Source organism: Leeuwenhoekiella polynyae (assembly GCF_004104075.1).
GTDB classification, from domain to species: Bacteria; Bacteroidota; Bacteroidia; order Flavobacteriales; family Flavobacteriaceae; genus Leeuwenhoekiella; species Leeuwenhoekiella polynyae.
The window spans coordinates 34,874-48,955 of sequence record NZ_QOVK01000011.1 but is presented as its reverse complement, the minus strand read 5'-3'; the positions used below and the strand labels follow the sequence as shown (position 1 = coordinate 48,955).

Below are 14,082 nucleotides of genomic sequence, written 5' to 3'. Positions count from 1 at the left end.
GAAACTCTTACTCAAGAGCTGGGGATCAGTAATCAAAGTGTTTCGCATGTCGAGCAGAGTGAAGCCTTAAAGGTTACTTTTTGAAGAACACGCTCTGATCAAATAGTTAGCGGATGAAAATGAAGATCCTCGTTGAATGGTTTTATATGCAGCATTTCATTTGCTAAGCGACTATCGAGTTGACTTATTTCAAGTTGCGGAAAAAGAATTCGGAAAAAATATTCCTGAAAAATGTAGGATTGGAATAAAAGGAGGAGGTTATAATGGAGGAGTTGTATTTCCTCAAAAAGAAACTAAAAGTTGGATTGAATTAAGGTGCAAAATAATGAAACAAATAAATTAAAAAATACGTTTGGTAACACCGATAACCGTTGCACAAGCCCCTAATTCTTATAAAATCTCATTTATTTAAACCGTCCCGATAGCTACCTTAGGGATGAGCGGTTTTCTAGTTTTAGGCCTTTTGTAAATTAGCAACATGAAGTCCCTTTAAAATAGACTTATACTCCTGATTTAACGTCATTGCAAACTTTAAAAATAAGCCGAGCATTCCTGCCCACTTTTCATTCGGTTTTGCGTGAATTTCATTCTAGATATTAATCTTATTACATACGCTATCATGGCCTAGGAATAGGCTTTTGCGGTCTGGACGGGACTCGAACTGATCTGGGAGTGCCAGTGTTTTCAGGCTTTTAGAAAATGCTATTTTTAATGACTCACCGAATCGTACACCTATATTTAAACTTTAACATTTTTAACATAATTAAATGTTCTTATAAATCTGAAACGAAGTAAATATCTTGGAATCTTAATTAGGGTCATTACTATTTAAAAATTCTGAAGGCGACATTTTAAAGTGTTTTTGAAAATTGCGACCAAAACTGGTTTGAGAACGGTAACCTATTTCCTCTGCAACTTCGAAGATTTTTTTATCGGTAGTTTTTAACAGAAATGCAGCCTTTTTAAGCCGGCTGGTATTTATAAGTTCATTTGGACTTTTGGAAGATATCTCTTTTATCTTTCTATAGAGCGTAGAACGACTCATATTCATTAATTTCGCCAATGTTTCTACATTGAGGTCTGTATCTTTCATATGCGATTCAATGATTTTATCAAGTTTGGAAATAAAATCCTGATCAGAAGCAGAGAGTGTAAGCGATTTTAGATGAGCTAGCGGACTATTGCTATAATGATCTAAAATTGTTTTCCGGTTTTCAAGGAGGTTTGAGATTTGTACCAAAAGATGATCCATCGAGAATGGTTTTGTAATATAGGCATCCGCACCCGACTCAAGTCCTTCTATTTTAGCGTTTAAGGCGCTTTTCGCGGTGAGCAGAATCACCGGAATTTGCTTTGTTTTGGGGTTTTCTTTAATTTTTTTACAGAGTTCAATGCCATCCATCATGGGCATCATTATGTCGCTCAATATAAGTTGAATCGTGTGCTTATTCAGATATTCCAGCGCCTGTATCCCATTTGCAACAGCAATCACATTATAGCTTTGCGATAATTCTGAGAAAATAAAATCAGAAAGCTCCAGATTGTCTTCCACAATAAGAAGGCAGGGCGTATTTTTTTTGAATGGTGCTTTAGTTTCAAAATCAGTTTGATTTTGAACTAGAGCCGGTTTAAACTCTGTTTTTAAAGCTTCGGATTGATTTAAAGGCAGGCGTAAAATAAAAGAGTTCAGATTGTTTTGGTTTTCAAAGTGCAAATCTCCCTGATGTAGTTGGGTTAGAGAATAGGCAAGGGACAGCCCAATACCGGTTCCCAGATTTTTTGTCTTGCCAGGCACTCTGTAGAAAGGTTCAAAAATGCGTTTTTGCAGCTGAGGTGGGATTAGTGTACCATCATTGGTCAGACTTATTTTAAAATGAGTTTCATCACGCTCCAGCTTAAGGCTTACTTCGTGATTGGAATATTTTACTGCATTGCTATACAGATTGCTCAAAATTTTCCTGACGGCCTCTTCATCTACCTGAGCAATTATTGCTTCTGCAGGTTTGATTATGGTGAAATTGAGACCACGTTCCTGTATTAAAGGACTAAAGCGCAAATAAGTTTCTTCCAGGAGTTCGTTAATGTTCACCGTAAAGAAGTTGAGCTTTACGTGTTGCATTTCAGTCTTCCTAAAATCGAGAAGTTCATTGACCAGATTTAGCAGGCGGGAGGTGTTCTTTTCCATAATCCCAAGATTTTTAGGGATTTCAGGAGACTTATACGAGCTTTTTAAAAGTTTTTCAAGCGGACTTTTAATTAGGGTCAACGGCGTCCTGATCTCGTGGGCTATATTGGTAAAAAATTCAATCTTTGCCTGATAAATTTCTTTTTCCTTCGCATTTTCAAGCTGCTGAATACGTTGATTATTTTTGTCCCGAGTATAAATGTGGTAGTACCTTAAAAGTATGAAAACGAGAAAAAGTAGCGAAAGTATGTAGAGTGCATAGGCTGTGTTGCTTGCAAAAAAGGGAGGTAAAACTTCCAGATGTAATTCTGCGTTTTTCGTGCTCCAAACCCCGTCACCGTTTAGGGCTTTTGCTTTAAGGGTATATTCACCTGCCGGAAGTTCGGTAAAACTTACCTTGTGGTTTTTACCCAGACTGATCCAATTTTTATTCAGACCTTCCAATTGATACCAATACTGTGTCATTTCGGGTGCAGTATAACTTAGGGAAGCAAATGCGAGGCTAAATGTTGATTGCTCACTGGAAAGCTCCAGTTTTTGGGTAAATGAAATAGATTTTTCGAGTGGAGATCCCTTGGTATGAACAGCTACCTTTTCATTGTTGATCTGAATATCTGTAATGTAAATAGGTGCCTTATACGTGTTTTGGGTAAAGGTTGAGGGATTAAAACTGATTAAGCCGTTTACACTGCCAAAATACATTTCGCCCGTATCATCTTTAAAAAACGAACTGTAATTAAACTGATCGCTCAGGAGACCGTTAGATTTGGTAAAGGTTTTGGTTTCACCATTTTCAGGATTGTAATCGACCAATCCGTTTGAAGTACTTATCCAAAGATGCATTTGATCATCTTCCAGCAGGGCATAGGTTACATTAGCGGGCAGGCCTTCACTTTTGGTGATGCGGGTAAATTTTCCAAGTTCTCGTTCTAATCGGTTAAAGCCATTTTCAGTAGTAATCCATAACCGGTTTCTGGAATCTTCAAAAATGCCGTTGATTACGTTAGAACTTATACTTGTAGTGTCGTTACGGTCGTATTTATAAAATCCCTTTTCCTTGGTTGCCGGATTGTAATAATAAAGACCATCCCAATAAGTGCCTGCCCACAAGATACCCTGATGATCTTCCAACAAAAAAGTATAATGATAGATCTCTGGGAATTCTTCAACCAGTTCAAAAGAATCTGATGCGAAGAGATATTTATATACGCCCTGAGAAGTCAGGATGTATAAATCTGAATTTTTTGTTTCATAGATATAAACTACAAAATCGCTGCGAAGATTCCCTTTACCGGTTCGCGAATCGTAATGTTTAATGACCTTACCTGTTTGAATATCCATCACATCTAGGCCGTGTTCAAAGGTACCTATCCACAATTGAGAACCACGGGGTAAAAGACCATGAATATTGTAATGTGCCAGGTCACCTCCGTCACTTTGAGGCTTAAAGTTTTCAAATTTACCAGATACAGGGTTAAACCGGTTGAGCCCGGCGTCTTCAGTGCCTATCCATAGATTGCCATAGCGGTCTTCTTCAATTTCACGTACCGCATTCCCACTAATTGAATTTTCACCCACTCTGGGGAAGTATCTTTTAAATGGAGTATAAGGTTTTGGGTAATAATTGACACCGCCAAAATACGTGCCCAGCCATATGCCGCCTTCCTGATCTTTGACCAAAGCATAAATCGCATTGTCTGAAAGCGAGTAGGGATTGTTGTAATTTTTTTTCAGGTTTTGAAAGGTTTGATTTCTTAGGTCGTAAATGAATAAACCAGATTCACTTGCAATCCAAAGTTCGCCTGTGTTTTTAAGCAGAAAATCCCGTACAAACAAAGGGTTTTGATCTTTCTCAAATAAGGATTCTGTCTTTCGGCTTGCAATGGAATATACTAAAACCCCCTGATCTTTAGTCCCTACATAGAGTTGCTTGGGAGAAAGGGACGCATCCAGTTCTGTTATTACCGGTTCTACATCACCAGCATTTACTGGAAGTTTTTGAAGAGAATTAGTTTCGGGAACGTAATAGAAAATCGAATCCTGAGTGGCTACGTAAAGTGTTCCTTCAGTACTTGTTGTGAGCAGTCCAAAATATGCCTGATCGTAAACTTCATCGGTTTGAGATTTTACGTTGTATCTGTGCAGATTTCCCGAAGCAATAAACCAGATGTTTCCCTGAGCATCGCTTTCAATATCCAGAATGGGCTGGTCTTTAGTTTGGTAAAGAAGATTAAAAGTTTCGGTTTTCTCATCGTAGGTAAATAGCCCCGTATCTGTACCCACCCAGATTTTGTTTTCAACTTCATAAAGACAACGTATAAAATTACTGCCCAGACTGGTGGAATCTCCCGGGATGTGCTGAAAGCTTTTATAATTATAGCCATCAAAACGATTGAGACCGTCTTTAGTACCAAACCACATAAAACCCCGATGATCTTGCAACATGCTAATGACCGAATTGTGAGACAGGCCGTCTTCAACCTGATAGTTGCGAAACGAACGACTCTGACTGAATCCTGCAACCAGCACAAATTGAAGAAGTATAAAACCAAAAGCTTTCATACTGCAAAGCACGTTATTTAACTGATACCATATAAAATCAAATTGTCTCATTCTTCTACTATTTAGTTCAGAACACTCCCGGGTTTAACTTTTTATTGATGTTGACCTGTTTTGTAGAAAGATTGAAATACAAGCATAATTCTCATTTCAAATATTATAACCTCTTTTGTAAAGCGACGAATCGGTAATAATTGCTTCTCAAAATTGATAGATTCTTAGAAACAATACAGCTAAATTAAGAATTTTTGAATTGACAGCTTGTCTGTTTGGGAGTTAGGAGAAATCAGTTGACAGAGTAAAGAATTCAATTTGTTGCAATTTCATAATTAATCAAAATTTCTAAACGAAATTCTATGAGAACTAATCAACATTTCTATTTTAAAACATTTGGGTTATTGATGCTTTTTTTGCTTTCATTCGCTCAAACGTTTGCGCAAAACAAAACCATTTCCGGAACCGTAACGAATACTGAAGGGGAGCCTATCCCGTTTGCTAATATTTTGGTTGAAGGCAGTTCAACGGGTACAGCTGCAGATATGGATGGTTTTTACACTATTGAAGCAGGTTCTGATGATATACTTGTATTCAGTTATGTGGGTTTTAAAACCAAAGAAATTGCTGTGAGTAGTCAAACGACTATCAATGTTCAGCTTGAAGAAGATATTGCAGCCCTTGATGAGGTTGTGGTAATAGGCTACCAAAGCGTAAGTAAAAAGGACCTGACGGGAGCTACAGGGCTCGTGGATACCGAAGCGACTGAAAATGTTGTAAAACGATCTGTACCTGAAGCACTGCAGGGTCTTTCACCCGGAATAAATGTACGAAATGGGGGAGCACCCGGGCAGAATGCGGTGGTTAACATACGTGGGCTAAGCACTTTTTACGGAAATGCGAGTCCGCTTTACATTATTGACGGGATGTTTGCAGATCCCAATATTACCATTAACCCCAATGATGTTGCCAGCATTCAGGTATTAAAGGATGCTTCTGCGGCTGCAATCTACGGGTCACGAGCTGCAAATGGTGTAATTATCATTACTACGGTTAAAGGTAAAGCCGGTAAACAAAAATTCACGCTAAATACACGTTACAGCATATCCTCCATCCCTAATGAGTATGATATGATGAATGCTTCAGAATATGTAATTACCAATACCAATGCTTACAATGCTGCAGGCTATACATTGCAGCCTGCCGTAGCCAATTGGGATGGCGAGGTAAATACTGATTGGAGCGATCAAAGCCTGCGCACGGGATTTGTTCAGGACATTAATGCCACGCTTTCGGGAGGAAGCGAGACGCATACCTATGCGTTCTCTGCCGGCTATTTTAAAGATCAGGGTACTTTAATAGGCCGTAAGTTTGATCGCATGTCATTACGTATTAATAGTGAGACCGAAAAAGGTCGATTTACTTTTGGAGAAAACCTCTCGTTAACTAACAGCAGAAACGACAGTCCTTTTACCGGTGGTTTTGCTGTAGGTAACCCCTGGTTTGATATGTGGAGTAACGTTCCTATTATTCCGGTGCAAAGTGATGATTTAATTTCTGATTCTAACCCTGGTGGTTGGGGCTATGGTTCTACCAATACGGTAAATACCTTTGCGCGTAACCCGGCTGCGATTTCAAACATTACTTCTACTTCTGCTAATTATGTCAAAATACTAGGTAATGCCTTTGTTGATTTTCAAATCGTAGATGGACTCAAATACCGTTTTAATGCCGGTGTTGAAACCAGTTTTGATAAAACCAAAAATGTACGTAAAGAAGGATCTTGGTATCAAAACCAATCTCCCGAAAACAGCAGCGTAAATGAAACTCGCTCTCAGTTTTTGAGCTATCTTTTTGAGCATACATTAAACTTTGATTATACCCTCGGTAAACATAGCTTTAACGGGGTAGCTGGTTATACCCAACAAACCTATCAAACCGATTACACTGCAGGAAGCGGATTGTTTTTAGCTCAATTTGGGGAAAATTACTTTACAACAATTTCGTCTACCAGCAATTTACCGGGCGATCGCAATGCCTCCGGCGAAATGACTAAATATTTAATTGATTCGTATCTGGGTCGTTTAAATTACACCTATGATGATAAATACTTATTGACACTGACTTTCAGATCTGATAAGGATTCCAGATTTTCTCCGGAATTTAGAAGAGGTAACTTTCCCTCAATTGCCGGAGCATGGCGTATTTCTAATGAAAACTTTTTTGATGTATCGTGGGTTTCTAGTCTGAAACTGAGAGGTTCTTATGGGGTGCTGGGTTCTGCCAATCTGGGAGTTTATCAATATACCGGTTTTCTCAATCAAGGGCCTAATGCCGTTTTTGGACCAAATCAAACCGGCGTACCCGGTGCCACGCAAGCCAGACTGGCTTCCGGAGATTTGCGTTGGGAAGAAAAGAAAACAACCAACTTAGGTTTTGACGCTTCACTTTTCAACAGTCAGTTTAATGTTACATTTGATATGTATCGTGCAGTTTCAGATGATGTATTGCTGCCTCAGCCTTTACCTTCCTATTTGGGGAATTTACAGGGAGATCCTATTGTAAATATTGGTTCTATAGAAAACAAAGGTTTGGAACTTGACCTTAGTTACAGACCCCGATCTACTGGATCTTTTACTTGGGATATTGCGGGTAACATCAGCTTTATTCGTAACAAGATTCTTGCTTTGGGTAATTTGGGAATTGATGAAGAAACAGGATTACCCCGCGATTATATTCAGGTAGGAAATACCCGTTCACAGGTGGGGCGCTCCATAGGTGAATATTTCGTACTTAAAACAGACGGTATCTTTCAGAATCAGCAGGAAATTGAAGATCATCAGGCTCAGGCAGCTTATGCTCAGCCGGGAGATATTAGATATGTAAATGCTGTAGATGACGGTTCTAATGATGATATTAACGATAAGGACCGCATGTATGTAGGCTCTCCTTGGCCAGACTTTACTGCAGGTTTACAATTCAATTCAGCTTACAAAAACTTTAATTTGAGCGTTCAGCTTTACGGATCTTTTGGAGGCGATTTATACAATGATGTACGACGTGAACTGGATGGCTATGGCTATTCAAATTACAGAAGATCTATAAATCCTTGGAGACCCGATAATACAAATACTTCAGACCCCAGACTGGGTGTTGCATATGCTTACGGAGGTCAGCCTGCAGACCGTGGTATTATTTCAAATACCCGTGGCAACTCAGATCGATGGATAGAAGACGGAACTTATGTAAGAGTGCGCAATGTAGAATTAGGCTATAATCTGCCGGCAAGTTTCTTAAACCAGTATGGAATTGCGAACACCCGTATTTATCTAAGCGGACAGAATCTGCTCACTTTCACCGGATATTCTGGTTTAGATCCTGATGTCGTAGGAGCTAACATTAACCTGGAACCCGGGGTTGATGCAGGAAACTATCCATCTTCACGTATTTTTTCAGTAGGACTAAACGTAGGATTTTAAGAATGAATCATTTCAAAAACATAAGCAATATGAAAACGATATATAAATTAGGACTAATACTTGTATTAGGTTTTACATCCTGCGATAGGGATTTTGATGAACCTAACCCTAATTCACCAACAATTGCCAGCTTTTGGCAAAATGCTGACGATGCACAAAAAGGAGTCAATGCTATATACAGTACGTTTTACAGAACAGCCTCAACCTATTCCCGATGGATGTACTATCATGGTTCGTTGCATGCTGACGAGGGCTTTGGATCTGGTGGGGATATTGGCTTAAACAATCTGATGAGTTTTGACCAAAATAATTACAATCAAAACCTTACTGCAGAAACCTGGCAAAATATGTATGTTGGTATTTTTCGGGCCAATCAGGTGATTGCTTACGTGCCTGAGATTGAGATGGATAATGACCTAAAAGCTCGTTTGATAGGAGAAGCAAAATTTTTAAGAGCGCTTTTCTATTTTAATCTGACCCTTTACTATGGTAGACCTCCACTCATGCTTGAACCTTCCCAGCCATTAGATACGCCTCCTAATGCAACTACAGCTGAAGCCTATGCTCAGGTCGCCGCAGATCTTGAGGATGCCATTGCAGCCCTGCCAGTATCTTATACAGGAATTGACCTGGGTAGAGCAACACGTGGAGCTGCATACGCTTTATTAGGTAAAACGCACTTGCAACAAGGCCAATTTACTGAAGCTGCGGCAGCCTTCGAATGGATGGTAGAAGGACCTGGAGCGAATGTATATGACCTCACCCAAAACTATAGGGATAATTTCCTGATCTCTACAGAAAATAATATAGAGTCTGTATTCGAAATTCAATTTCAGGAGAACCTTTCTGAAACCACTGATAATGATGTTGATGAAAGCCGTGTAAATAATACCGGAACTTCTATAGCCCAGTTTTATGCACCTCCAGGTATTGGTTTTAATGATGGTGCTGCTCGCAGATGGCTTATTGATGAATTTTTAGAAGAAACCACCGTAAGTGGAGATCGGGATCCGCGTCTTGCTGCTTCATTTATATTTGACTTTATGGATCCTGCAGGGCCAGATGCTACGCAGGTTTACGGTCAAAGTTTCAGCAGCCGATATGGTAATGGTCCTAATGCAAATGGTGTTTGGTTTAGAAAATTACTGAACGATCACTGGAAAAATCAGGAAGGTTTTCGTTCACCTAACAACTACAGGCTCATCCGGTATGCAGATGTGTTGTTGATGTATGCTGAAGCTTTAAATGGCTTAGACCGCACTCAGGAAGCATATGCTTATGTAGACCGTGTAAGGGAACGTGCCGGGCTGGCACCGCTTTCTACAGCAATGCCTAATTTAAATCAGGATGAATTTTTGGAGCAACTGAAGCACGAACGTATTACTGAGCTTTCAGGTGAAGCCTGGCGTTTTGCTGACCTTAAGCGTTGGGGTGACCTGGGTCCTGAATTAAGCTCCAGGGATCCTGAATTTCAGAATTTTGTGGTAGGAAAACATGAGAATTATCCCATTCCACAACGGGATATCGATTTAAATCCAAATCTTACTCAAAATCCCAATTATTAATTACAACCTCTAAAATGGGGCGTAAGTTGAAGTCTATGAGAAGAATGAATAAAAGAAATGAACTAGTGGTAATAGCGCTGTGTGTGATCGTCTTATTTGGAGCAGGTCTTTCCTGCTCCAAGAGTGATAATCCACCCATTGAAATTATTGAACCGGTAGAAGAAACCACTTTTACAAACCCATTGATAACCGGTGCAGATCCCTTTGTTTTTAAAGATGGTGATACCTACTATTATATGCATACCGTGGGCAATGCGCTACGGCTTTGGGAGACCGAAGCGATTGAAGATTTAGCTTCTGCCACGTCTAAAGAAGTGTTTAGACCTACGGCGGGCACCCCTAATTCAAGAAATATATGGGCACCTGAAATTTTTAAACTCGATGGTAAATGGTACATTTATTATACGGCGGGTGACGGGGATGATATCAATCAGCGTACCTGGGTGCTTGAAAATTCCAATAGCGATCCCATGCAGGGAACTTGGGAAGATAAGGGGAAGATTTATAGCGATCAGGCCGATTTTTGGGCAATTGACGGCACGGTGATGGAGCACGGAGGAAAACGATACTTTCTGTGGTCTGGAAGGCCGGATAAGACCAATACAGACCTCACTCAAAAAATCTATATTTCTGAGATGACTAATCCCTGGACGCTTACTGGTGACGTCACTTTATTAACAGAGCCAGAATACGGCTGGGAGCGTAATGGCTTTGGAGTTAATGAAGCCCCTGAGGTTTTAAAAGGTCCTGACACCTATTTTATGGTTTATTCTGCCAGTTTTTGCGGTACCGATGATTATGCTCTGGGAATGCTCACGCTGAAGGAAAATGGGAATCCGTTGGTTGCTTCAGACTGGATTAAATCTGATCAACCTGTGTTTACTAAAAAACCGTCGGCTAATGCTTTTGGTCCCGGTCATAATTCATTTTTTAAATCTCCTGATGGTTCTGAAGACTGGCTCATATATCATGCAAATCCCAATTCGGGTATGGGCTGTTCAGGAAGCCGAACGGTACGTATGCAGTCCTTTACTTTTGACTCAAACGGAAAGCCCAATTTTGGAGAACCTGTTGCAACAGGTCTTGAAATCGATCAACCTGCACAAAATTAATTTGAATGAGAATAGTACTTATAGGCTTAATCGCCTGTTTAATGAATGGAGTAGTTTATGCACAATCTTTTCAGAATCCGGTTTTAGATTCGGGAGCAGACCCATATAGTATTTATGTTGATGGCTTTTATTACTATACCCATACCGTAGGGAACCGCATTGTTCTTTACAAAACCAGGAATTTAGCAAACCTACGCCAGGCAGAGTCTAAAACCATTTGGATTCCACCTAAAGGAACAGTCTACAGTCACGAGATCTGGGCTCCAGAAATACACTTTATAGATAAGGCATGGTACGTTTATTTTGCAGCAGATGACGGGGATAATACCAATCACAGAATGTATGCGATTCAAAATACCAGCAATGACCCGTTTAGTGAAAACTGGGAGTTTAAAGGCAAACTTGCTGCGCATCCCGATCGCTGGGCTATAGATGGCAATGTGTTTGATTATAAAGATCAGTTGTATATGGTATGGTCTGGCTGGGAAGGAGATGTTAATGAACAGCAGAATATTTATATAGCAAAAATGTCAAACCCCTGGACTCTTGAAGGTAACCGGGTCTTACTCGCCGAGCCTACGCATAACTGGGAAAAGCAGGGAGATTTAAATGACGCTAAAAATCCTCCACACGTGAATGTAAATGAAGGGCCTCAGTTTTTAGAACATAATGGTAAGGTTTTTATCGTCTTCTCTGCCAGTGGATGCTGGACCGATTATTACTCTTTAGGACTTATTGAATTTACAGGAGATGATTTGTTAGACCCGGTGGCGTGGGATAAGAAGTCGAAGCCCATTTTTATAAAATCGGAGGAAAATGGGGTGTACGCTCCCGGACATAATTCTTTTTTTAAGTCTCCCGATGGTTCTGAAGATTGGATTTTATATCATGCAAATGACAATCCCGGAGACGGTTGTGGTGGTAAACGGTCACCCAGAATGCAAAAGATTAACTGGAATGACGATGGCACGCCCAACCTTGGAGTTCCCTTTTCTACACAAACCAAATTAGCAATACCCTTAGCAAATTAAAATGATGAAAAAGCTTACACTATTTATGATTTGTCTTTTGGCAGGTCTATCGACCATACACGCTCAGCAGCGTTGGAGTAAAGAAAAAGCAGATGCCTGGTATGCCGCTCAAGACTGGATTACCGGAGCTAATTTTATACCCAGTACCGCAATCAATCAGCTCGAAATGTGGCAGGAAGATACCTTTGATCCAGAAACCATAGATCGGGAGCTGGGTTATGCTGAAGACATAGGTTTTAATACCATGCGTGTTTATTTGCATAGCCTGGCTTATAAAGCAGACCCCGAAGGTTTTAAAAAGCGTGTAAACACCTATTTAGGCCTTGCGGATAAACACAACATCAAAACGATTTTAGTCATTTTTGATGATGTTTGGGATCCTAATCCTGAGATAGGCAAACAGCGAGCTCCAAAACCCGGAGTACATAATAGCGGGTGGATGCAAGATCCGGGATACCCTGCTTCAAAGGACATGGCTAACTCACCTGAACTTAAAAAATATGTTCAGGATATAATCGAAACCTTTAAAAACGATGATCGCGTGTTGTTGTGGGATTTATATAATGAGCCCGGTAATAGTGGTAAGAAAACGGAAAGCATGCCCCTGCTTAAGAATGTTTTTGCCTGGGCACGAGAGGTAAAGCCTTCTCAACCGTTATCTGCGGGATTATGGGACTGGAGCTTTACAGAACTGAATGCTTTTCAGGCACAAAATTCAGATATTATCACCTATCACGATTATGAAAGTCCAGACTGGCATCGTCGGGTTATACAACTGCTTAAATCTCACGATCGGCCTATGATTTGTACCGAATATATGGCACGCACTCGTAACAACAGATTTTCAAACACCCTACCTATGCTGGCAGAATACAATATAGGAGCGATTAATTGGGGACTTGTTAATGGAAAAACCAATACGATTTATGCCTGGGATACTCCAATAGAATCTGGCGAAGAACCGGTAGAATGGTTTCATGATGTTTTCAGAAAAGATGGAACACCCTATAGACAAGATGAGATTAATCTAATTAAGAAGCTTAATAAAAAGAATACTAAATAATAGAGTAAGTATTTTACCTATTATTTTTAATCAAAAGGGCCTTCTGTAAAGAAGGTCTTTTTGATTAAGACGCTATTTTTCAATAACTCACCGAATCGTACACCCGATTTTAAAATTTCGTTTAGATTCTTCTTTATCCTACTTGAAAGCAGCTGATTTAATCACGAATAAATGATGAAGATTTATTCTGATGAATAGGGACATATTTTTCAATGATATATTCGGTCACAGCTTTTAAGGTTTTCCCGTTTACCGGATGAACTCCTGGAGCAGTATAGTATTCAATTTCTCCAGTTTCATTCTTATAATACCAGACCAATGGCTTTTGATTCTGTTCAGAAAAAAATAAGGTCGTGATATCAACATCGATACGTCTAAAGTTCTCAAACCGTTTTTGATCATACGGCTCAATTGCAGTTCCATATTCAGAATAGGAACCTGCGGAGCAGGATATTTCTTCGTATACAGTTCCGGTCCAGGTCATGCATTTTACAGACGCACCCAGTTCGGATGCATTATTCTCAGCGATAAAATAAACCGCAATTATTAGCGTAAGGGCAAACGTCCCAAAAATAGAGATCGAACGCCAATTTTTTTGATTCGTTACAGTTGCTGTGCCTACGGATGAGTCATCATTTTCGTCTTTCTGGCTTATATCAGGCGAATCATATACGCGTTCCTTTACTTTGTTTTTCTCAACGAACTCAGCAAAATCATTATATCCCAAATATTTGCAAAGCCTATTGAGGGTATGCTTGCTAGGCCTACTGCCATTTTTGCCTTCACTAGTACAATAATTATAGGCTTTAGTTAGGGTTTTTGCACTAGGTGTGTCAATTGTCATTGAGATATGATTGCTCCAAGCGTTTATCGAGTCACCTGGACAAGACACCTTTGCTTTTTCAAACGCTTGTAATACAATTCTTTTCTTAGTTTCTTCCCCCATATTATCCTAAAAATACAAATTATCATTGGACATTTTTTAGACTGATTCTTCGTGGACCCTTGAATTTACTGGTGTCCAATTTTTGTCTAAAAAATGTCCAAAACCTGTCTGCAACTACACGTTTAGCTTCCCTTTACTTTGTCCCAGA

Annotated in this window: 8 protein-coding genes; 6 read left to right on the top strand and 2 right to left on the bottom strand. The window is 39.8% G+C overall.

Translation table 11 applies throughout. The features are described 5' to 3' along the window. Positions 1-136 precede the first annotated feature (136 nt). The gene (locus DSM02_RS12420; protein WP_128765942.1) at positions 137-343 is read left to right on the top strand and encodes a hypothetical protein; all 207 of its coding nucleotides are present in this window, start codon (positions 137-139) and stop codon (positions 341-343) included. Between the two features lie 465 nt (positions 344-808). Here DSM02_RS12420 and DSM02_RS12415 read toward each other — a convergent pair whose 3' ends face one another. After that, positions 809-4,798: a hybrid sensor histidine kinase/response regulator transcription factor gene (locus tag DSM02_RS12415; RefSeq protein ID WP_240674050.1), complete on the bottom strand. Its 3,990-nt coding sequence runs from the start codon at positions 4,796-4,798 to the stop codon at positions 809-811. Between the two features lie 302 nt (positions 4,799-5,100). Here DSM02_RS12415 and DSM02_RS12410 point away from each other — a divergent pair, with 302 nt between their 5' ends. The 5 genes from DSM02_RS12410 to DSM02_RS12390 are packed head-to-tail and all read left to right on the top strand — an operon-like array spanning position 5,101 to position 12,988. Next, positions 5,101-8,217: a SusC/RagA family TonB-linked outer membrane protein gene (locus DSM02_RS12410; RefSeq protein ID WP_240674049.1), complete on the top strand. Its 3,117-nt coding sequence runs from the start codon at positions 5,101-5,103 to the stop codon at positions 8,215-8,217. 29 nt (positions 8,218-8,246) lie between these two features. Beyond that, positions 8,247-9,782 carry a RagB/SusD family nutrient uptake outer membrane protein gene (locus tag DSM02_RS12405; protein WP_128765941.1) on the top strand — a complete coding sequence of 512 codons (1,536 nt, stop codon included), beginning with the start codon at positions 8,247-8,249 and terminating at the stop codon, positions 9,780-9,782. A gap of 44 nt (positions 9,783-9,826) precedes the next feature. Next, positions 9,827-10,894, top strand: a complete 1,068-nt coding sequence (locus tag DSM02_RS12400) for a glycoside hydrolase family 43 protein (RefSeq protein ID WP_128765940.1) — start codon at positions 9,827-9,829, stop codon at positions 10,892-10,894. Positions 10,895-10,899: 5 nt separating this feature from the next. Next, positions 10,900-11,925, top strand: a complete 1,026-nt coding sequence (locus DSM02_RS12395; RefSeq protein ID WP_128765939.1) for a glycoside hydrolase family 43 protein — start codon at positions 10,900-10,902, stop codon at positions 11,923-11,925. A 1-nt stretch (position 11,926) separates the two neighbouring features. Next, on the top strand, positions 11,927-12,988 hold the full coding sequence (locus DSM02_RS12390; RefSeq protein ID WP_382402997.1) for a cellulase family glycosylhydrolase: 1,062 nt from the start codon (positions 11,927-11,929) through the stop codon (positions 12,986-12,988). A gap of 157 nt (positions 12,989-13,145) precedes the next feature. On the opposite strand, the gene DSM02_RS12385 is transcribed toward DSM02_RS12390, so the two are convergent. Next, complete coding sequence (locus DSM02_RS12385; protein WP_128765938.1) at positions 13,146-13,832, bottom strand: hypothetical protein; 687 nt, start codon at positions 13,830-13,832, stop codon at positions 13,146-13,148. Positions 13,833-14,082 lie beyond the last annotated feature (250 nt).

What these genes read in the sequence shown, in the direction of transcription:
- DSM02_RS12400 (WP_128765940.1), top strand. Translation starts at nt 9,827, where the DNA reads ATGAATAAAAGAAATGAACTAGTGGTAATAGCGCTGTGTGTGATCGTC.
- DSM02_RS12420 (WP_128765942.1), top strand. Translation starts at nt 137, where the DNA reads ATGGTTTTATATGCAGCATTTCATTTGCTAAGCGACTATCGAGTTGAC.
- DSM02_RS12390 (WP_382402997.1), top strand. Translation starts at nt 11,927, where the DNA reads ATGATGAAAAAGCTTACACTATTTATGATTTGTCTTTTGGCAGGTCTA.
- DSM02_RS12385 (WP_128765938.1), bottom strand. Translation starts at nt 13,832, where the DNA reads ATGACAATTGACACACCTAGTGCAAAAACCCTAACTAAAGCCTATAAT.
- DSM02_RS12410 (WP_240674049.1), top strand. Translation starts at nt 5,101, where the DNA reads ATGAGAACTAATCAACATTTCTATTTTAAAACATTTGGGTTATTGATG.
- DSM02_RS12415 (WP_240674050.1), bottom strand. Translation starts at nt 4,798, where the DNA reads ATGAGACAATTTGATTTTATATGGTATCAGTTAAATAACGTGCTTTGC.
- DSM02_RS12395 (WP_128765939.1), top strand. Translation starts at nt 10,900, where the DNA reads ATGAGAATAGTACTTATAGGCTTAATCGCCTGTTTAATGAATGGAGTA.
- DSM02_RS12405 (WP_128765941.1), top strand. Translation starts at nt 8,247, where the DNA reads ATGAAAACGATATATAAATTAGGACTAATACTTGTATTAGGTTTTACA.